Genomic DNA, 19,344 nt, shown 5'->3' with positions numbered 1-19,344 from the left:
TTAGTATTCGATAACTCGCTCAAAGGGAGGTAGTGAATCTAACAATGATTTTCCGTAACGCTTTGATACTAAGCGGCGATCAAGGATGATGACTTTACCAGAATCTCGCTCTTTTCGCAGTAATCGGCCGACGGATTGAATCAGCTTCTTACTCGCTTCTGGAACAGTGATCTGCATAAAAGGGTTGCCCCCTTTATTTTCAATGTATTCCGCATGGGCTTGCTCAACCGGCGAAGTCGGTACACCAAATGGAATCTTAGTGATAATCAAATTTTCTAAAAGCTCACCGGGTAGATCTAACCCTTCGGAAAAACTGCCGGTGCCGAATAAAATACTGGTTTTTTGGCATTGTACTAGCGTTTTATGTTTTTTGAGTATCTCTCCGCGTGATTCTTTACCTTGGATCTGTAGCGCCCAACCTTTTTTGATGAACAGACTATCCAACGCTTCGGCAACCTGATTCATTTGCCAGTAAGAAGAGAATAAAACTAAATTGGCCTGTTTGTCTTCTATTAGGTTAGGCAGAATATCGATAAGATATTCCGTAAACTCAGGTGCTTGTGGTTCGTATTTCATTTTCGGCACGACGAGCTTAGCCTGTTTTTGATAATCAAAGGGGGAAGCCAAGGCCAAAAAGCGTGTGCCGTCTTCTGCTTTCTCGCTGATTCCTGCTTGACGACAGAAAAAGCTAAACGAGTTTAGCGCGCGCATGGTCGCTGAAGTGAGCACTGCGCCAAGGCAGCGGCTCCAGAGTTGTTGATCTAGTTGCCAGCCAACTTCCAGAGGTGACACATTAACAATGAAGTCACCTTCTCTTTCTGGGTTTAACTCAAGCCAGCGGGCTAGGGGAGCGCCTTTTTCTCTTTGTGGCTCTGCCATTAAGTTCCACACTTGCGCAAGGTTATCCATTCTTTGGATGTAAAAGCCTATTTCTGCTAGGGCTGGTTCGGCTAATCGGCTAGACACTTCACCGTCTTTAATTCGCTCTGCAATCAGATCCGCTATTTTCGCTGTGGCTTGTGCGCCTTTATGCGAAATCTGTTTGAGCTGTTTAGCCTCTTCTTCTAACCATGCAGGCAGCTCTCCATGCTCAAAGCGATAGAGGTTGTCTTCAAAGTGCGCAGGGTCAAACCTTGATGCGAGCTGGGTAAGAGAAGGAATCAGCTGCTGGACAGAGTCTTGCAACTCGTTGCGAAAACGACTCACGCGCTTTTCATCCGCAAGATTGGCAAATTTAGTCACTGACTGATTTAAACGTTCTAACCAAGTAGCCGCACCTTTAAGGCTCGCAGCGGCGGCGGAGTGGTCTCTTGCGACATGAGGTAAGTGATGCGCTTCATCAAAAACGTAAATTGTATTCTCAGGTTCCGGCAAAATAACACCGCCACCCAGATCGGCATCTGCCATGACTAGGCTATGGTTGGCAATAATCACATCAGCCTTGTCTAGTTCTGAGCGCGCTTTTTGAAACGGGCAGCCTCTATGCGAGGGCATACTGTTATTACAGCTGTGCTTGTCACTTACGATCAGTCGCCAGATCTCGTCGGGAATCGCCTTAGGCCATGAGTCTCTGTCGCCATCCCATTTTCCTTGGCTCAAGCTTTTGTACATGGTTTGCAATAGATCGATGTCTTTTTTCTTTGGCTTTGACTCAAACATCGCCAATTGTCCGCCATCGGCTCCGCAAGCACTGGCGAGCTTTTCTGCACAGCAATAGCGTTGGCGGCCTTTGGCTAATATAAAAGAGAACTCGCGATCGGTAATACGACGAAACAGCGGTAAATCTTTATTAATTAACTGTTCTTGTAAGGCAACGGTAGCCGTAGAGATAACCACTTTACGATTATTGAGCACAGCGACAGGGATAGTTGACATTAAATAAGAGAGCGATTTACCGATCCCTGTCCCCGCTTCAGCGACGATAATACGGTTTGATTTGTGATATTCGCCGCACAGCGTTTTGGCTATCTCTGCAACGAGGTAATTTTGCGCTCGACGCGGTACAAAGTTTTCCAATTGGAACTGTAGGTTTTGATAACTTTGGCGAATAGATTGTTGTATTTTAGTGTTCGTCATACGGCTGCCTCGAAACGGGGAGCTGATAGTACCACACATATCCAATGCTACGTACTTCACGAATCAGATTCGTTTTCCTCTAAAAGATAGATCTTCTTCACAAAAAAAAACTGAACCTTCATGAACTTACATTTAATTCTAAAAGTAAAAAATATAGAGCTCTAAAAATCCTCTTTAACTTCGCAGATATTCTGTTTGCGCGACGCAAATCTCACTTTTTTAGTTTATTCATCTAAAAATGCGATGCTATTCATCTGTTGATAGACAACTCAGAAAGGTTAGAAGTTACTCGAAAAAGTGTGTAACATTTATGTAAGTTGTTGTTTTTTAATTGTTTTATATTTTTTTATCTGCAATTTTTATAATATTTGACAGTCCGAATAATCTTTTGCAATCTAGACCGCGAAATTTGAGTTGAGGTGATATCGAGCCCTCGAGAGTAAGAATCAACTTCAACATTTTGAAAGGGAACCGGATAAGGAATTCCCTACAATCTATGAAAAGGCAGTGGATTATCATGAAAAAGACGCTTCTAGCTCTTACAGTTGCAGCAGTTGCAACTTCAGCACAAGCACAAGTTGAACTTTACAAAGATGACGCATCTTCAGTTAAAGTTAAAGGTACTATCGCGACTTTCGCTTACCAGAAAGACGTTGATAACAAAGTTGCTCCAGATACAAAAACTGATCTAGACGTTAACGCTTGGGCAAAAGCTCAATTCGATTTCGAGCACAAAGTAACTGACACTCTAGTTGCTGGTGGTACTTTCGAAATTCAATCTGGTACTTGGGTTGATGGTAGCGATAACAACGCTGAATTCGATGACGTTGCAGCTTACCTAAAAGGTGACTTCGGCCTAGTTGGTATCGGTGAAATCGGTGACATCTCTGACTCTAACGATGCTGTTACTAAAACAGATATCCTAAACGAGTTAGACAACAACTACCTTCCAAAAACTGCAAGCGACTCAGAAGGTCACGGCGTTTCTTACACTAAAGAATTCGGCGCGCTAACAGCTGTTGTTGATGCATACACTGAGTCTAACGAGCATGTAGACAACACTTACGGTGCAAGCTTAAACTACCAAGCTGAAATCTTCTCTGTTGGTGCTATGTACCAAACTCAAGGTGACACTGTTTACGGTACTCAGGCAACTTCAGGTACTGATTCTTGGGCTCTAGGTGCAGATTTCACTGCAATCGAAGGTCTAACTCTAGCGGCATCTTACAACGTGTTCACTGCTGAAGATCTTGCGGGTACAGCTCAAGAAGCTGAACTAACTAACGTTACTTTCTCTGCTTCTTACGCAGCGACTGACGCAGTAACTCTATACGGTGTATACGGTACTCAAGATAAAGAAGTGTCTGGCGTTAAATCTAACGACGCTGATGACATCATCCTAGGTGCTTCTTACGCAGCATCTGACCTACTAACAGTATTTACAGAGCTTGCTTCTCGTACAGACCACGACGAAAACGAGACTACTGAAATCCTAGTAGGTGCTTACTTCGACTTCTAATAGTTGATGTAACTACTTTTTGATTGTAAGCCAGCACTTAGGTGCTGGCTTTTCTATATTAAGGGAATCGATAATGAGATTATTTTTACTATTGGTTGCAGCAGTGAGTTTACCACTGAGTGCGAAACAAGTGGATACGGCTCGCTACGTTAACGTTTTGGTAGCGAATGAAAACCTAGTCCAATTTGACGAAGTCACGCTGCAGCAAGGTGATAACCAGTTTGTAGTGGAATTTGATGGCCGCTTGAAAAAGAAAAACAAAGAAGAAAGTATCTCGGTACGCCCACAAATTATCGTTTTATCTGATATTGATCCTCAAACAGACAAAATTGAAATTGAACTAGCGGCTAAGACACACAAGCAGTTGGGTAAGTTGGAAGACGACAATCTGCCTCTGTTTAACGTGTACAAAAATGAGCAGTTGATTGATACTAAACAGCGCGAACTTCCAGCAGCACCGGGTATTTTCCCTTATAAAGATCCGGTAGCATTAGTGAAGCAGTACAATAAAGAGCAAGGTTTGATTTTCGACTCTGGCAATATCCGCTCGCTAAAAGAAGAGTTAGAAACCATTCAGCAGCAGCCAGGAACTTTGTCGACTACTGCTGAAACAGAAGCCACTCTGCAGCTTAAAATTTGGTACAACCGCGCGAATGATGAAGAACGCGCAGCATTTAAAAAGTGGTTGTCCGAACAGTAATATCAATTATTTAAGAAGCAGCTTAGCTTATCTAAGCTGCTTCTTACTGCTTCTATTAATGCATTAATCTCTTCCGGTTGGCTGATAAAAGGCGGCATCATATAAATCAGCTTACCAAACGGTCTTATCCAAACTCCTTGCTCGACAAAGTGGGCTTGAATCTTCTCCATATCAACTCGGTGATGGGTTTCTACCACCCCAATTGCGCCTAACCACCTTACATCTTTCACTCTTGGATGCAGGGCTAATTTAGGCAATAAATCGGCAAATTGTTGTTCAATGCTGAGCACTTGAGTTTGCCAATCGTTACGTTCTAGTAATGACATACTGGCTGATGCCACCGCGCAAGCTAATGGGTTGCCCATGAACGTCGGCCCATGCATAAAGCAACCAGCTTCTCCTGCGCATACCGTATCAGCGACATGCTTAGTCGTTAACGTTGCGGATAGTGTCATGTACCCACCTGTAAGCGCTTTACCTAAACACAGAATATCTGGCTGTATATTGGCATGTTCATAGGCGAATAATTTACCTGTTCGTCCGAAGCCTGTTGCGATTTCATCGAGTATTAACAACACCCCATATTGGTCACAAAGCTCGCGAACTCGTTTGAGATATTGCGGGTGATAAATACGCATGCCACCTGCGCCTTGCACGATAGGTTCAAGGATCACCGCAGCAATTTTCTGGTGATGCTTTTGCAGTTGTTGGGCGAATGGCGTGATATCTTTTTCGTCCCACTGATCGAAGTAGCCTGTATTTGGCGAGGTGGCAAATATATGCTCGGGAAGAAAGCCTTTGTATAACGAGTGCATTGAATTGTCAGGGTCTGTCACTGACATGGCCGCAAAGGTATCGCCATGGTAGCCATCTCTTAACGTTAAAAATTGACTACGATTTTCCCCTTTTGCATGCCAATACTGCAGCGCCATTTTTAAACTTACTTCTACTGCTACTGAGCCAGAATCGGCTAAGAAAACATGCTGCAAGTTATCAGCGGTCATATCGACAAGCTTCTTACATAGATCAATAGCGGGTTGGTGGGTGATACCACCAAACATCACATGCGAGACTTTATCTATTTGGCTATGTGCAGCTTCATTTAGCACTGGATGGTTATAGCCATGAATGGTTGACCACCATGAAGACATGCCATCAATGAGTTTGCTGCCATCTTCTAAATGAAGGTGAACACCCTCAGCGTGAGTCACTGGATAGCAGGTCAGAGGTGTGATTGTAGAAGTATACGGATGCCATATATGACGGCGATCGAAAGCGATGTCCATGAAGCTTACCAATGTGAGTTTTGTTTAAAAAATAACCAAATGTAAACTTTTGATTTTTTATTGTGTTGACAGTCTACATGCTGTCAGTAGACTAGCCAAGTGTTAAACGTTACAGCATTGCGAATGCAGTTTGGCTGTCACTCAATAGAAAGATAAAAGGAAAGCACGTGGAAGTTCGTCATAACTGGACAGTGGCAGAAGTTCGCCAACTGATGGATAAACCGTTTATGGATCTGCTATTTGAAGCGCAGTTAACTCATAGACAGTTTCAGCAGCACAACCATGTGCAAGTGAGCACGCTACTTTCAATTAAAACGGGCGCATGCCCCGAGGATTGTAAGTATTGTCCGCAAAGTGCTCGCTATACCACCGATATTGAAAAAGAGCGCTTGATGGAAGTAGAGCGCGTGTTGGATGCGGCGCAAAAAGCCAAAAATGCTGGGTCAACTCGTTTCTGTATGGGGGCAGCGTGGAAAAACCCGAAAGCTCGAGATATGCCACATCTGACGAGCATGATAAAAGGTGTTAAAGGAATGGGTTTAGAGACCTGTATGACACTAGGTATGTTAACGTCTGATCAGGCAGAGCAGCTTGCAGATGCAGGGTTAGATTATTACAACCATAACCTTGATACCTCTCCAGAGTTTTACGGCAGCATTATTACCACTCGTACCTATCAAGACCGCTTAGACACTCTATCTCACGTTCGTGATGCTGGGATGAAAATTTGCTCAGGTGGCATCATTGGCATGGGAGAAAGCGCCAGTGATCGCGCCGGTTTGTTAGTTGAACTAGCAAACTTACCGACTCACCCTGAAAGCGTACCTATTAATATGCTGGTCAAGGTAAAGGGGACGCCACTTGAAAACGTGGATGATGTTGAACCTTTTGACTTTGTGCGCTTAATTGCTATCGCGCGTATCATGATGCCGGCATCGGCTGTTCGACTTTCTGCTGGTCGAGAGAATATGAATGAACAGATGCAGACCCTATGTTTTATGGCTGGTGCCAATTCGATCTTCTATGGCTGCAAGCTACTAACTACGCCTAACCCTTCAGAAGATAAAGATATGTTGCTGTTTAAGAAATTAGGTATTAACAGCCAGCAAGTATCGCAAAAACCAGACGAAATCGAAGAGAACGATTTGCTCGATCGCGTTGTTGAACGTGTAGCCGCAAGACCAACCGCAGACGATCTATTCTATGATGCCAGCCTTTAGTCAACGATTTGAACTGGCATTAGGGCAACGAAAAGCGTCTGGTTTGAATCGCCAGTTGTCCGCAATTAAAGATGGCAACCAAGCGCGGATGTCATACAACTCGAATCATTGGGTTAATTTTTCAAGCAATGATTATTTGGGTTTGGCCGCCGACAAACAGCTTAGTGGCCATTTTCAACGTGGTATTGAACTTTACGGTAATGGTAGTGCTGCGTCCCCTTTGGTAACGGGGTTTAGCCCTGCTCATGCCGAGCTTGAAGAGAAGCTGTGTGGCTGGTTAGGTTATGAGCGAGCTGTGCTGTTTAGCTCAGGTTTTTCTGCCAATCAAGCTTTGCTATTTAGTTTGCTGGAAAAGGGCGATGATCTTTTACAAGACAAGCTTAACCATGCCTCTTTGATTGAAGCTGGGATACTGTCTCCCGCCACCATGCGCCGCTTTCATCATAATGATGCAAAACATTTGGGCAAGTTGATCAATGCTGAGCAAAATACTTTGGTGGTCACTGAGGGAGTTTTCAGTATGGATGGTGACCAAGCGCCCTTGATTGAACTCGATACGCTGCGTAGCCAAAACTGTTGGCTAGTGGTCGATGATGCCCATGGTATCGGTGTCTTGGGAGAGCAGGGTAGAGGCAGTTGCCATGCCGCGGGTATTAAGCCAGATATTTTAGTCGTGACTTTTGGTAAAGCGTTTGGCCTATGCGGAGCCGCTATCCTCTGTGATGAAACTACAGGTGACTACTTAACCCAGTTTGCTCGTCATCATGTTTATTCTACCGCAATACCGCCTGCCCAAGCTTATGCCTTAACTCATGCAGTTGACCTTATTTCTACTCAGCAGTGGCGCAGAGATAAGTTACTTGAGCTATCGCAGTACTATGATAATCAATTTAAACATTGTGATGAGTTTGTGGCGACAAACACCCCAATAAAGCCGCTAATGATTGGCGATGCTCAAAAAACAGTAGAACTAGCTCAAACGGCTCGTGAACTGGGTTTTTGGTTAACCGCAATTCGACCGCCAACGGTCGCTAAAGGCAAGGCGCGACTGCGTATTACCTTAACAGCGAATCATAGCCCAGAAGATATAAGCGCTCTGGCTAACGCGATTACCCCCATGCTGACAAGGAACTAATTGATGGCACAAGCAGTATTCATTGATTCAGCAAGTTTGGCAGCAAGTAAAACGTGTAAAACATCGGTGGCAGCGGCATTTAGTAAGGCTGCGGAAGGTTATGACAATCATGCTGCGTTTCAGCGTGATGTTGGTTTGCGGTTACTTGACTATCTCCCGCAAGATCTCACCGGAAAGCGAGTACTCGATTTAGGCTGTGGTACAGGTTTTTTTAGTCAGAGGTTACTCGCACGAGGTGCACAAGTGGTCTGTTGCGACTTATCGTCAGCAATGCTTGAAAAAGCCAAGCAGCGATGTGGGTGTGACAATATAGAGTATCGCTGCGGTGATGCAGAAGACTTACCGTTTTGTGACGATCAATTTGATTATGTTTTTTCAAGTTTGGCCTTGCAGTGGTGTGATGATCTCTCGCTGCCATTGAAAGAAATACGTCGAGTAGTGAAGCCTGGCGGCCGCGCGTTGTTCTCAACCCTGTTAGATGGCTCTCTCCTAGAGCTTAAAAAGGCGTGGGGAAAAGTTGATACATATCAACACGTGAATGACTTTGTCTCACTCAATCAGGTAAAAATTGCGTTAGCGCAAGCCCGTTGCCAAAACCATCACTTAGACTTGCCAACCATAGTGGTTTGGTATGACCGTGCTTTCTCACTGATGCGGGATTTAAAAGGCATTGGAGCGAACTATGTTGTTAGTGAAGCTGCTGGACGCTCGCAAGGGTTGACCAGCCGCCAAGCACTACTGCAAGTAGAGCGAGAATATCAAACGTTTGAAAAAAACCATCAGGGTCTTCTACCCGCAACATATCAGGTTTGTTTGGGGATTATTAATCTATGATTGATGCATTTTTTATTGCTGGTACGGATACCGATGTTGGAAAAACGGTCGCTTCAAAAGCGATTTTAAACGCCCTAGCGGCACAAAACTTAAACACTATTGGCTACAAACCCGTAGCAGCTGGTAGTGATAAAACAGAACAAGGGCTGCGTAACTCTGATGCTTTGTATTTACAAAATGCAGCAACAGTGGAAGTGGAGTATGACTTAGTTAACCCTTACGCGCTTGAGTTACCCGCTTCTCCGCATATTGCCGCGAAACGTGAAAACGTGGTTATTGATTACTCTGTATTGAGTGATACCTTGCAGCAACACAAGCAAAACTCTGACATCGTGCTAGTTGAAGGTGCGGGCGGTTGGCGAGTTCCTGTTTCTGACAGCGATTGCCTATCCACTTGGGTACAGCAAGAAAAATTACCTGTGGTATTGGTGGTAGGTATTAAACTTGGCTGCTTGAGCCATGCGCTTTTGACACTTGATGCAATCAAAGCTGATGGCCTAAATGTTGTTGGTTGGGTAGCGAACCGCATTAACCCGGGCACTGAACATTACGCTGAAATCATTGAGATGCTAGAGCAAAAAATCGATGCACCTAAAATTGGTGAAATCCCTTACGTTCCAAGTGTGAAGCGTAAAGACCTTGCTAAATATATCGATGTATCACCGCTAATCAATGGCTAATCTTGATTGAATTAAATAGTAAAACGGGGCTGCCAAATGGCAGCCCCGTTTTTTTGCATCACTGCTAGGCTAACTAGCGAGAAAGCTCGGTTAGCCGATTACTTATCGCTATTAAGCCCCATCAATGCGGCTTGAGTTTCGATGACGCGCTTTTGCAACACTTGTTCGGTGGAAATCCCCAGTTGTTGCTTTGCTTCATCTTCGGTTAAACCTAGGTGGCAGCATAAAAGGTCGATAGCCATTTGGTAGTCGTTAGTTTCAGCCATTTTTAACGTTCCTTCGTTTCAAACGAATTATTTATTCTTTAGGAAAATAGCAGTTTTTGTCTCAACTACAATACGACCAAAGTCTAAAGGGATTGACGGTTCAGACGGCGAATGAGACCGATTTACAGCGAAGGAATGAGACTTGATGAAAACAAATGTATCAATTTGCTTCCAACGCTTGTGTTTAAAGTGATTAGACTATATTTATACCTTAACTGATGAGCTAAGCCATTTAGCGAAATTGGTCTTTTAAAGCCGTATTGAGAATCGGTGTATGAGCACCCATAGTTGATATAACACTCACTATAAGTGCTCTGAATAAATTAAAGCTTCCTGTTTCGGAGAAAAGTAATGAAGCGAGTAATGTTATTTCTAGCCACCAACTTGGCGGTCGTGCTAGTTCTTAGCGTTGTATTAAATATTGTTTATGCTGTAACAGGTATGCAGCCTGGCAGCTTGTCTGGCCTGTTGATCATGGCAGCTGTGTTTGGTTTCGGTGGCTCATTTATCTCACTACTAATGTCTAAGAGTATGGCGTTACGTTCAGTGGGAGGTATGGTAATCGAAAGCCCTCGCAACGAGACTGAACATTGGTTACTTGAAACTGTTCGTCGTCAATCTGAGCAAGTGGGTATTGGCATGCCTACAGTGGCGATTTACGACTCTGCTGATATCAATGCTTTTGCTACGGGTGCAAAGCGTGATGATTCATTAGTCGCGGTATCATCGGGTCTATTGCACAACATGACCCGTGATGAAGCGGAAGCGGTACTTGCCCACGAGGTGAGTCACATTGCTAACGGTGATATGGTCACCATGACGTTGATGCAGGGTGTAGTGAACACCTTTGTTATCTTCCTATCGCGCTTTATTGCCAACATTGTTGCATCAAACAATAGTGATGAAGAGGGCCAAGGTAGTAACATGTTGGTTTACTTCGGCGTTTCAATGGTGCTTGAGTTGGTATTTGGCTTCTTAGCGAGCTTTATCACTATGTGGTACAGCCGTCATCGTGAGTTCCATGCTGATGCGGGCGCAGCTCGTTTAGTCGGTAAAGAGAAGATGATAGCCGCGCTAGAGCGTCTGAAAGTGAGCCATGAATCTCAACTTGAAGGCTCAATGATGGCGTTTGGTATTAATGGCAAACGTTCAATGACCGAGTTGCTAATGAGTCACCCTCCACTTGATAAGCGCATAAACGCACTGCGCAGCGGATTTTAATCTACACTAAATGTTACAAAGGCTTGGTTTTTAACCAAGCCTTTTTTGATCCTTCCAATTTCTGTTTCGTAACATCGAATGTTGTACAAAAAAATATTTGTACAACTTTGGTCACTGTTCTACAGTATTTGTATTGTACAAATAAATTTTTAGTACAACTTATGGAAAGAGTTAATGGACGCAGTTGCAGTTAGTGAATTGTATAAACAGCTAGATGGTGAGCATCTTCATCTATTAGAAGAAATCTACCATCCGGATGTGGTGTTTGAAGATGCAGCGCACCGAATCGAGGGGCGAGAGAGTCTCTATCATTACTTTGAGACCTTGTACCTCAACGTGAACAAATGTGTTTTCCATATTAGTGAAACCCACCAGTCTGGCGACAAAGGCTTTATCGTTTGGGTGATGGAATTACAACATCCCAAGCTAAACGGTGGCGATGCCATATCGGTGCACGGTGTTACCCATCTTAGCTTTGCCGATAAACAAGTGATTTACCACCGAGACTACTTTGACCTTGGAGAGATGCTCTATGAGCAGCTGCCACTACTTGGCGGGGTTATCCGCGCCATAAAGAGGAGGCTTGGCCAATGAAGACGGTATTTATTACAGGCGCGACTTCAGGAATCGGCGAGCAGCTATGTCGAGATTACGCGAGCCAAGGTTTCAATGTTGTGGCATGTGGGCGCAACCAACAGAAATTAAACGCACTTAGCTCTGAATATCCAAGCCTAACAACCTTGAGTTTTGATGTGACCGATAACCAACAGATTAATGATGCTTTGACTGAGCTTGCGTTGACCCCAGACATTTGGGTTTTAAACGCGGGCGATTGCGAATACATCGAGGATGGAAAACTTAATTCTGGATTAATTCGCAGAGTATTTGATGTCAATTTTATGGGCGTCGTTAACGTGATTGAAGCGATTCAAACACGATTTGAAAAAGGCCATCAATTGATTGTTGTCGGGTCGATTTCAAGCGAGGTAGCTTTGCCAAGAGCAGAAGCTTACGGCGCGTCAAAAGCTGCGCTAAGTTATTTAGTTCGAACTCTTCAAACGACTCTGAAACCAAAGGGTGTATCGGTAAGCCTTGTACTGCCCGGTTTTGTAGAGACACCACTGACCGATAAGAACACCTTTGATATGCCGGCCATCGTCACTGCAAGCCAAGCGTCTGCTGCGATACGACAAGGTATCGAGCAGCGCAAGCCGTTCATCTACTTTCCAAAACGTTTCACAGTACTGCTGAGAATTATCGCCAGTTTGCCCTATCAGTGGCAAAGCATCATTACTGCAAAGTTGATTAAGGAATAAATAATGAAAATCGCCATTATAGGGACAGGGATATCTGGGCTAACTTGCGGTTACCACCTACATCGAGAGCACGATATTACCCTGTTTGAAGCAAATGACTACATTGGTGGACATACCGCCACAGTAGACGTTGAATACGATGGAAAACAGTATGCTGTCGATACCGGCTTTATCGTTTACAACGACCGCACTTATCCAAATTTTATTCGTATGATGAAAGAGATTGGCGTTGAGGGTATTGCTACTGAAATGAGCTTTAGTGTGTCAAACCGAGCTAACGGATTAGAGTATAACGGCCATACGATCTCAACCTTGTTTGCGCAGCGGAGTAATTGGCTGAAGCCGAAATTCTACTACTTTATTTACGAGATATTGCGATTTAATAAGCTAGTGAAACAGCAAGCCCAACATGCCAGTGATGAAGACAAAACACTGGGAGAATTCTTAAACGAAAACGGGTTTTCAGATTACTTCAGTGATAACTATATTTTACCGATGGGCGCAGCTATTTGGTCGTCAACGTTAGCGGATATGCGCGCTTTCCCGTTAGGTTTTTTCGCTCGTTTTTTCCTAAATCATGGCTTGCTTGATGTGGTCAACCGCCCGCAATGGTACGTAATCAAAGGCGGATCAAAACAATATATACCAGCGCTTACCAAAGGGTTTGAAAGCAGTATCAAGCTCAATAGCCCAGTGTCATCGGTTTGGCGAGATATCTCTGGCGTGCACCTAATGGTTAATGGGCAAATAGAGAGTTTCGACCATGTGATTTTCGCCTGCCATAGCGATCAAGCATTAGCGATGTTGCAGTCACCAACCAGTGAAGAGCTAGAGATACTTGGCGCGCTGGCCTATCAAAACAACCAAGTTGTGCTGCATACCGATACCTCTTTACTACCTAATCACAAAGCGGCTTGGGCAGCATGGAACTATCGTTTATCTGGTCAGGGAGAAGACTCGCCGCCAACCCTCACTTATAACATGAACATTTTGCAGCATATTAAGGCGCCTACAACGTTCTGTGTTTCGTTAAACAGTGCCGATGTGATTGATAGCAGCAAGATCCTAGAGACCTTCAATTACAGCCATCCGGTGTTTAGCCAACAAACGTTAGATGCACAGCAAAAACGATCGCATGTTAATGGCCAATTCCACACTTGGTTTTGTGGTGCCTATTGGTACAACGGTTTTCATGAAGATGGGGTAAAGAGCGCTCTTGATGTGGTGCGTGAGATAGAAAGTATTAAGGTGCAATCTTCAGCGCAAGGAGCGGCTTAGTATGGATGATATAGGGCGTTCCGCTTTGTTAGTAGGAGGTGTGCGTCATCGGCGTTTTTCACCTGTGGCTCATAGTTTGAATTACCCACTCTTTATGCCTTGCCTAGATCTTGACCATTTACCGCAGGTGTTTGGTCAGGTTTGGGGCATGGGTGAGAAGTGGTGGCACTGGGCGAGGTTTCAGCGCAAAGATTACTTAGGTACTGGCGACCTAAAACTGGCCGTCCAAGATAAAGTTTTTGAGCTTACTGGTGAGCGTTTTAGCGGCCGAGTGGAAGCGGTTATCCATCTCCGTTATTTGGGGGTTTATTTTAGTCCGGTCAATTTCTATTACCTCTATGATGGCGAGCAAAATTGGCGCTATTTATTGGCCGAAGTGAGTAATACCCCGTGGAATGAGCGACATTACTATGCTATTCCCGCTACGGAAAGTGGTCATTGGCAGCATGAAAAAGCGTTTCATGTTTCTCCTTTTAATCCAATAGAACAGCGCTATGAGTGGAAGATAAAGCCGCTTAACCACCGTCTGAGTGTTCACCTAGAGTGCCATCGAGACGCAAAAGAGTTTGATGCAACGCTCATGATGAAGAAACACCCTTTAAATTCAAAAACCTTAATCAAACATTTGATCGCAACGCCCATCATGGCAGTAAAAGTGACCATTGGGATTTATTGGCATGCATTCAAATTGTGGTTTAAAGGTGCACCTTTCTACTCGCACCCTAAGTCCGATGGGGCATCCATTACAAAGCAGAACAAAGGAGCTTAGAAGATGATGACAACACAAACAATGACGCTTCCAAGCCAGTTATCTAATGTAGAAAAAACCGCACGTAGCTTTGCTTTCGCATGCTTGGCGAAAATTACTGCTGGCACCTTAACGGTTGTAGAACAATTCGAGCAGGACAAAGTGGTTCATCGCGAGACTTTTGGCGGCAACAACGGCAGTGATCTAAAAGCCATTATTGAGGTCAAACACCCACAGTTTTATTCGCGTTTGCTCAAAGGGGGCAGTATCGCCGCTGGTGAAGCCTTTATGGATGGCTGGTGGGATAGCCCAAACCTGACTGATCTCATGGAGCTGATGGCGCGTAACCTTTCTGCACTAGACAGTATTGAAAGTAGGATGACTTGGCTTTCTCTATTAGCGACCAAAGCGTCTCACTGGTTTAACCGTAATACGGTCACCAATTCAGAAAAAAACATTCGAGATCACTACGATTTAAGCAATGACCTGTACGAAACTTTTTTAGATAACAGGATGCTTTATTCATCTGGCATTTACCGCAGCGAGCGAGATAGCTTAGAGCAAGCACAGCTCAATAAAATGGAGCGTTTGTGTCAGCAATTGCAACTGACCGCTGACGATCATGTGGTTGAAATCGGTACGGGGTGGGGTTCAATGGCCATTTATATGGCGCAAAATTATGGCTGTAAGGTAACGACCACGACCATTTCTCAAGCGCAGTTCGAGTATGCGCAGGCGAAGATTAATGAGTTGGGGCTAACTCAACAGATTACGTTACTGAAAAAAGATTATCGCGATCTTGAAGGCCAGTATGACAAGTTGGTCTCTATAGAGATGATTGAAGCGGTCGGTAAGCAATTTATGGCGACTTACTTTGAAAAGTGTCAGTCTTTACTTAAGCCCAAAGGACTAATGGCGATTCAGGCCATTACGATCGCTGATCAGCGTTATGATTCTTACAGTAACAATGTCGATTTCATTCAAAAGTACATTTTCCCCGGTGGATTCTTACCTTCTATCACTGCTTTAACTCAAACCTCCACTCAGCGAACGGATTTAGTGCTACGAGATTTGTTTGATATTGGTAGTGATTACGCCAAGACGCTCAACGACTGGTCAGCCCGCTTTAACCAATCACTGCAAAAGGTGACGAGTTTAGGGTTTGATGAGCGCTTTGTACGCATGTGGAACTATTACTTTAGTTACTGTGAAGGCGGCTTCAAAGCGCAAAGCATCAGCACCGTTCACATGACCTTCCAAAGGCCTTAAAGATGTTAAGTCAGCCCCTCATTAAGTTACTTTGTGTTTCTACATGGTTTCAGGTTGTGTGGCTGATGGCCGTGTGGGGGAATGCTCAGCTTCAATGGCTCACTGTGATATGTGTTGCCGCTACCGTTAGTTTCGCATTGATTTCTGCGAGATTCCCGTTCAAGCCCGCTATGGGTTTATGGGTGACGGGCATCGTGCTTGATACGTTGAATCAGGCTACTGGCGTATTGGTTTTTCCCACTTCTCATTTACCATTATGGCTCATCTCTTTGTGGGCCATTTTCATCTGGTATGCACACTTTATTGCGCCATTAGTGAGCCAATACCCCCTTGCAATCGTATCTATTATTGGCGGTATTGCTGGGGGAGCAAGTTATCTTGCAGGCTTCAAACTAGGCGCAGTGACTTTTCATTACTCTCTCTCCACTACCTTAGTCATTTTATTTTTTGAATGGACGCTGTTCATTTATATGATTTTAAAGGTATTGAAACATGAAGAGGGTAAATTGGCTGAGTAAAACAGCACTAGTGGCTATATTGTTTTCGCCTTTGAGTATTGCCAGTGACTATTCTGAAAAACAGGTTTGGCAAACGTGGCCTTTGGTTGGCGAAGCGCAGCTTTCATTTCTATTTTTTGACGTTTATCGCTCAAAGTTATTAACGCCTTCGGGACAATATACCCAGAGTGCTGACATCACGCCTCATCCGTTAGCGTTGAGTATTGATTATCAGCGTGATATTTCAAAAAAAGAACTCCTTAATGCCACTAAGGAACAGTGGATAGAGCAGGGCTACAAACAAGCCGATGTGGCTGAGTGGATAGCGCAGTTGTCTGAAATTTTTCCTAGTGTAAAACGCGGAGAAAACTTAACGTATGTTACCGATGGGCAATCCGGTCATTTTATCTACACGACACAGGCTAACAGTATGCAATTCCTTGGCAGGGTCGAAAACGAAAAGCTCAATGATGCGTTTGTCGGAATTTGGTTATCGCCAAAAACGGAATTTTCTGATCTCAGGGCTCAATTGATAGGGAAGAATTAATGGTTATGCGTTTAGGGATAGTGGTTGCATTTTGTCTTACTTTGGTTGGCTGTAGTGCGCAACTTAAAGACTACCAAGGCAGTGAACCCCAGCTCGATCTGTTTGTTTTTTTTAGCGGTGAGAGCCACGCATGGGGAATGATTCAAGATTATTCAGGTAAGAAAACACGATCGTTTGAAGTCATTATCGTCGGCTCTGTGGTTGATAATCGTTTAACCTTGGTAGAAGACTTTGTATTTAATGATGGTGAGCAATCCCAGCGTATATGGTACATAGACAAACAGCCTGACGGCTCTTATCAAGGCCGAGCCAGTGATGTTGTCGGAGTCGCTCAGGGTAAAGAAGTGGGTAATGCCATGTTTTGGAGCTACGACTTAGTGATTCCTTGGGATGATTCGGAAATAGAAGTGCGACTGGAAGACTGGCTATACAGGCAAGATGAAAAGCGGCTGTTTAATATTGCCAAAATCAAAAAATTTGGCTTGGAAGTCGGCCAAATAACCCTGTTTTTTGAAAAACAGTAAAACAATTAGAAACGCTAGACACTAAAAAGGGTTGATACAGGAGTATCAACCCTTTGGTTATTTCAGCGAGAGACTATTAAAGCTTATCAGTTAGCTCGATTGCTTGACCGATGTAGTTAGCTGGGGTCATCTCTTTCAGACGTGCTTTCTCGTGCTCTGGAAGCTCAAGACCGTCAATGAAGTTGCGCATAGCTTCACCGTCAACACGCTTACCACGAGTTAGCTCTTTTAGCTTCTCGTATGGCTTCTCGATACCGTAACGGCGCATAACTGTTTGTACAGGCTCAGCTAGAACTTCCCAGTTCTTGTCTAGCTCTGCAAGTAGTGCTTCGCGGTTAACTTCTAGCTTGCTAATACCTTTCAGCGTTGAAGTGTATGCAATGATAGCGTAGCCAACACCAACACCTAGGTTACGCAGAACCGTAGAGTCTGTTAGGTCACGTTGCCAGCGAGAGATAGGTAACTTCTGTGCTAGGTGGCCAAATACTGCGTTCGCTAGACCAAGGTTACCCTCAGAGTTTTCAAAGTCGATTGGGTTAACTTTGTGCGGCATTGTTGAAGAACCGATCTCACCAGCAATGGTCTTCTGCTTGAAGTGACCTAGAGCGATGTAACCCCAAACGTCACGGTCGAAGTCAATTAGGATAGTGTTGAAACGTGCAACCGCGTCGAATAGCTCAGCGATGTAATCGTGAGGTTCGATCTGAGTTGTGTATGGGTTCCAAGTTACGCCTAGAGATTCAGTAATGAACTCTTCAGAGAACTGGTGCCAATCAACTTCTGGGTAAGCAGATAGGTGTGCGTTGTAGTTACCTACCGCGCCGTTGATCTTACCTAGAATCTCAACGTTAGCGATTTGCTTGTATTGACGTTCCATGCGGTACGCCACGTTTGCCATTTCTTTACCCATTGTAGATGGAGAAGCAGGTTGGCCGTGTGTACGAGATAGCAGTGGGATGTCGCGGTATTCAACAGCAAGTGCTTTGATAGCGTCGATGATGTTTTGGATTTCAGGAAGAATCACTTCATCACGAGCTTCTTTTAGCATTAGAGCGTGAGACGTGTTGTTGATGTCTTCTGAAGTACATGCAAAGTGAATGAATTCATTTACAGCGTGAAGTTCAGGAACACCAGCCACTTTCTCTTTAAGGAAGTATTCTACAGCCTTAACGTCGTGGTTTGTTGTACGCTCAATTTCTTTGATGCGAGCTGCGTCTTCTTCAGAGAAGTTTGCTGCTAGCTCGTCTAGAAACTTGTTAGCTTCCGCACTGAATGCTGGTACTTCTGCGATTGCGTCAGTTGCAGCTAGCTTTTGTAGCCAACGGATTTCAACGATAGAGCGGTACTTTAGTAGACCAAATTCGCTAAAGATGCTGCGAAGGGCAATTGTCTTGCTGCCGTAACGGCCGTCTACTGGTGAAACAGCAGTCAATGCTGACAGTTCCATGGTGTTCTCCTGAATTGAGTTTCTAAATTTCGTGAGCTTTATACCAATTACAAACGCGTTTGTCACGAATATTGCGCAAACGTTTGCGTTGCTCTTATTTTGAAAGAAAGTGTTTTGGTATAAAAAAGCAGCTCGCGACGATGCGCGAGCTATTGGATTACATTCGAGCTAAAAGTATCTGAGCCTGCTCGACCATTTTCTTGCGGCCAAATATTAAGTGGCGTCGTTTGCCGCCTACTTGGCGCCAAAGTACACAGCTACGGATACCTGAAAGCAGCAGAGCACGAACCTTGTGCTGGTTAGACGTTTGCTGTAGTACGGAAGGTGTACCTGTTACTTGAATACGTGGGCCGATAGGGCTAACCACATCTAAATAGACGCTAGCAAGGTTGCTGATCATCTGTTCATCAGTAAGGTCGAAATGTTCGGTTTGGCGATCAAGCATAGAGATGCGGTCACCAAGTTGTGACATGGCATCATTACGGCTGATTAGTTTGCGTTCTAATGCCATCAGACTAATGATGTAACGAGTGATCTCGCTACCCGCTGAAGAGCTATCAATGCCTTTAACTAAACATTCCAGACCAACACGAAGATCGGACTCAGAGCCGTAAACATCCACCGTGTTGCTTGGGTTAGTATTCAGAATCGCTTTTAGTGAAGTTTCAAACGCGTCAGTGTCACAATAACCATTTTTTGCCGCTTGTTGTACGAGTGCAACGGCTTGGCAAATACCAGCAAATGCAATAGTGCGGTCATAAAGTGTGTTAGCCACGTAACG

General features: G+C 44.3%; 20 protein-coding genes. 15 read left to right on the top strand and 5 right to left on the bottom strand.

Annotation, left to right across the window (positions count from 1 at the left end; all coding sequences use genetic code 11):
* The gene (gene dinG, locus MU515_RS02290; RefSeq protein WP_260259169.1) at positions 1–2,076 is read right to left on the bottom strand and encodes an ATP-dependent DNA helicase DinG; all 2,076 of its coding nucleotides are present in this window, start codon (positions 2,074–2,076) and stop codon (positions 1–3) included.
* 517 nt (positions 2,077–2,593) lie between these two features.
* Here dinG and MU515_RS02285 point away from each other — a divergent pair.
* Together MU515_RS02285 and MU515_RS02280 are read left to right on the top strand one after the other, a co-directional pair.
* Positions 2,594–3,595, top strand: coding sequence for a porin (locus MU515_RS02285; RefSeq protein WP_260258759.1), 1,002 nt, complete (start codon positions 2,594–2,596; stop codon positions 3,593–3,595).
* Positions 3,596–3,668: 73 nt separating this feature from the next.
* Positions 3,669–4,295 (top strand): DUF2057 domain-containing protein, encoded by a 627-nt coding sequence (locus tag MU515_RS02280; RefSeq protein ID WP_260258758.1) that lies wholly within the window; start codon positions 3,669–3,671, stop codon positions 4,293–4,295.
* 2 nt (positions 4,296–4,297) lie between these two features.
* Here the strand turns inward: MU515_RS02280 and bioA are convergent, their stop codons facing one another.
* The gene (bioA, locus tag MU515_RS02275) at positions 4,298–5,581 is read right to left on the bottom strand and encodes an adenosylmethionine--8-amino-7-oxononanoate transaminase (protein WP_260258757.1); all 1,284 of its coding nucleotides are present in this window, start codon (positions 5,579–5,581) and stop codon (positions 4,298–4,300) included.
* 167 nt (positions 5,582–5,748) lie between these two features.
* Here bioA and bioB point away from each other — a divergent pair, with 167 nt between their 5' ends.
* Genes bioB through bioD form a run of 4 tightly spaced genes read left to right on the top strand, consistent with a single transcriptional unit; the run spans position 5,749 to position 9,450 of the window.
* Positions 5,749–6,801 (top strand): biotin synthase BioB, encoded by a 1,053-nt coding sequence (bioB, locus tag MU515_RS02270; RefSeq protein ID WP_260258756.1) that lies wholly within the window; start codon positions 5,749–5,751, stop codon positions 6,799–6,801.
* On the top strand, positions 6,788–7,936 hold the full coding sequence (gene bioF / locus MU515_RS02265; RefSeq protein ID WP_260259168.1) for an 8-amino-7-oxononanoate synthase: 1,149 nt from the start codon (positions 6,788–6,790) through the stop codon (positions 7,934–7,936). Before bioB ends, bioF begins: the two co-directional genes overlap by 14 nt.
* 3 nt (positions 7,937–7,939) lie before the next feature.
* The gene (gene bioC / locus MU515_RS02260; protein WP_260258755.1) at positions 7,940–8,770 is read left to right on the top strand and encodes a malonyl-ACP O-methyltransferase BioC; all 831 of its coding nucleotides are present in this window, start codon (positions 7,940–7,942) and stop codon (positions 8,768–8,770) included.
* Complete coding sequence (bioD, locus tag MU515_RS02255; protein ID WP_260258754.1) at positions 8,767–9,450, top strand: dethiobiotin synthase; 684 nt, start codon at positions 8,767–8,769, stop codon at positions 9,448–9,450. Before bioC ends, bioD begins: the two co-directional genes overlap by 4 nt.
* A gap of 98 nt (positions 9,451–9,548) precedes the next feature.
* Here bioD and MU515_RS02250 read toward each other — a convergent pair whose 3' ends face one another.
* Positions 9,549–9,716 carry a hypothetical protein gene (locus MU515_RS02250; protein WP_260258753.1) on the bottom strand — a complete coding sequence of 56 codons (168 nt, stop codon included), beginning with the start codon at positions 9,714–9,716 and terminating at the stop codon, positions 9,549–9,551.
* A 351-nt stretch (positions 9,717–10,067) separates the two neighbouring features.
* Here MU515_RS02250 and htpX point away from each other — a divergent pair, with 351 nt between their 5' ends.
* The 9 genes from htpX to MU515_RS02205 all read left to right on the top strand — a co-directional run bounded on the left by htpX (position 10,068) and on the right by MU515_RS02205 (position 17,116).
* Positions 10,068–10,937 (top strand): protease HtpX, encoded by an 870-nt coding sequence (htpX, locus tag MU515_RS02245; protein ID WP_260258752.1) that lies wholly within the window; start codon positions 10,068–10,070, stop codon positions 10,935–10,937.
* Positions 10,938–11,111: 174 nt separating this feature from the next.
* Positions 11,112–11,531, top strand: a complete 420-nt coding sequence (locus tag MU515_RS02240; RefSeq protein WP_260258750.1) for a nuclear transport factor 2 family protein — start codon at positions 11,112–11,114, stop codon at positions 11,529–11,531.
* Positions 11,528–12,253, top strand: a complete 726-nt coding sequence (locus MU515_RS02235; RefSeq protein WP_260258749.1) for an SDR family NAD(P)-dependent oxidoreductase — start codon at positions 11,528–11,530, stop codon at positions 12,251–12,253. The genes MU515_RS02240 and MU515_RS02235 overlap by 4 nt, the downstream gene beginning before the upstream one ends.
* 3 nt (positions 12,254–12,256) lie before the next feature.
* On the top strand, positions 12,257–13,531 hold the full coding sequence (locus MU515_RS02230; RefSeq protein ID WP_260258748.1) for an NAD(P)/FAD-dependent oxidoreductase: 1,275 nt from the start codon (positions 12,257–12,259) through the stop codon (positions 13,529–13,531).
* Position 13,532: 1 nt separating this feature from the next.
* On the top strand, positions 13,533–14,300 hold the full coding sequence (locus tag MU515_RS02225; protein WP_260258747.1) for a DUF1365 domain-containing protein: 768 nt from the start codon (positions 13,533–13,535) through the stop codon (positions 14,298–14,300).
* Positions 14,301–14,303: 3 nt separating this feature from the next.
* On the top strand, positions 14,304–15,548 hold the full coding sequence (locus MU515_RS02220) for an SAM-dependent methyltransferase (protein WP_260258746.1): 1,245 nt from the start codon (positions 14,304–14,306) through the stop codon (positions 15,546–15,548).
* A 2-nt stretch (positions 15,549–15,550) separates the two neighbouring features.
* Positions 15,551–16,066 carry a DUF2878 domain-containing protein gene (locus MU515_RS02215; RefSeq protein WP_260258745.1) on the top strand — a complete coding sequence of 172 codons (516 nt, stop codon included), beginning with the start codon at positions 15,551–15,553 and terminating at the stop codon, positions 16,064–16,066.
* Positions 16,041–16,592: a chalcone isomerase family protein gene (locus MU515_RS02210; protein ID WP_260258744.1), complete on the top strand. Its 552-nt coding sequence runs from the start codon at positions 16,041–16,043 to the stop codon at positions 16,590–16,592. The genes MU515_RS02215 and MU515_RS02210 overlap by 26 nt, the downstream gene beginning before the upstream one ends.
* Positions 16,592–17,116: a DUF3833 domain-containing protein gene (locus tag MU515_RS02205; RefSeq protein ID WP_432816125.1), complete on the top strand. Its 525-nt coding sequence runs from the start codon at positions 16,592–16,594 to the stop codon at positions 17,114–17,116. Before MU515_RS02210 ends, MU515_RS02205 begins: the two co-directional genes overlap by 1 nt.
* Before the next feature lie 76 nt (positions 17,117–17,192).
* Here the strand turns inward: MU515_RS02205 and purB are convergent, their stop codons facing one another.
* Both purB and hflD read right to left on the bottom strand, forming a co-directional pair.
* Positions 17,193–18,563, bottom strand: coding sequence for an adenylosuccinate lyase (gene purB / locus MU515_RS02200; protein ID WP_260258743.1), 1,371 nt, complete (start codon positions 18,561–18,563; stop codon positions 17,193–17,195).
* A 157-nt stretch (positions 18,564–18,720) separates the two neighbouring features.
* A complete protein-coding gene (gene hflD, locus MU515_RS02195) occupies positions 18,721–19,338 on the bottom strand; it encodes a high frequency lysogenization protein HflD (protein ID WP_260258742.1) in 618 nt (205 codons plus the stop codon).
* Between the last annotated feature and the right edge of the window lie 6 nt (positions 19,339–19,344).

Source organism: Vibrio intestinalis, assembly GCF_025195085.2.
Lineage (GTDB): Bacteria > Pseudomonadota > Gammaproteobacteria > Enterobacterales > Vibrionaceae > Vibrio > Vibrio intestinalis.
The sequence above is the reverse complement of the archived record's forward strand: the minus strand, read 5'-3'. Positions and strand labels throughout refer to the sequence as shown.

Bases quoted from the DNA above. Each gene is read 5' to 3' on its own strand.
- dinG (WP_260259169.1), bottom strand. From the start codon at position 2,076: ATGACGAACACTAAAATACAACAATCTATTCGCCAAAGTTATCAAAAC.
- MU515_RS02285 (WP_260258759.1), top strand. From the start codon at position 2,594: ATGAAAAAGACGCTTCTAGCTCTTACAGTTGCAGCAGTTGCAACTTCA.
- MU515_RS02280 (WP_260258758.1), top strand. From the start codon at position 3,669: ATGAGATTATTTTTACTATTGGTTGCAGCAGTGAGTTTACCACTGAGT.
- bioA (WP_260258757.1), bottom strand. From the start codon at position 5,581: ATGGACATCGCTTTCGATCGCCGTCATATATGGCATCCGTATACTTCT.
- bioF (WP_260259168.1), top strand. From the start codon at position 6,788: ATGCCAGCCTTTAGTCAACGATTTGAACTGGCATTAGGGCAACGAAAA.
- bioC (WP_260258755.1), top strand. From the start codon at position 7,940: ATGGCACAAGCAGTATTCATTGATTCAGCAAGTTTGGCAGCAAGTAAA.
- bioD (WP_260258754.1), top strand. From the start codon at position 8,767: ATGATTGATGCATTTTTTATTGCTGGTACGGATACCGATGTTGGAAAA.
- MU515_RS02250 (WP_260258753.1), bottom strand. From the start codon at position 9,716: ATGGCTGAAACTAACGACTACCAAATGGCTATCGACCTTTTATGCTGC.
- htpX (WP_260258752.1), top strand. From the start codon at position 10,068: ATGAAGCGAGTAATGTTATTTCTAGCCACCAACTTGGCGGTCGTGCTA.
- MU515_RS02240 (WP_260258750.1), top strand. From the start codon at position 11,112: ATGGACGCAGTTGCAGTTAGTGAATTGTATAAACAGCTAGATGGTGAG.
- MU515_RS02235 (WP_260258749.1), top strand. From the start codon at position 11,528: ATGAAGACGGTATTTATTACAGGCGCGACTTCAGGAATCGGCGAGCAG.
- MU515_RS02230 (WP_260258748.1), top strand. From the start codon at position 12,257: ATGAAAATCGCCATTATAGGGACAGGGATATCTGGGCTAACTTGCGGT.
- MU515_RS02225 (WP_260258747.1), top strand. From the start codon at position 13,533: ATGGATGATATAGGGCGTTCCGCTTTGTTAGTAGGAGGTGTGCGTCAT.
- MU515_RS02220 (WP_260258746.1), top strand. From the start codon at position 14,304: ATGATGACAACACAAACAATGACGCTTCCAAGCCAGTTATCTAATGTA.
- MU515_RS02215 (WP_260258745.1), top strand. From the start codon at position 15,551: ATGTTAAGTCAGCCCCTCATTAAGTTACTTTGTGTTTCTACATGGTTT.
- MU515_RS02210 (WP_260258744.1), top strand. From the start codon at position 16,041: ATGAAGAGGGTAAATTGGCTGAGTAAAACAGCACTAGTGGCTATATTG.
- MU515_RS02205 (WP_432816125.1), top strand. From the start codon at position 16,592: ATGGTTATGCGTTTAGGGATAGTGGTTGCATTTTGTCTTACTTTGGTT.
- purB (WP_260258743.1), bottom strand. From the start codon at position 18,563: ATGGAACTGTCAGCATTGACTGCTGTTTCACCAGTAGACGGCCGTTAC.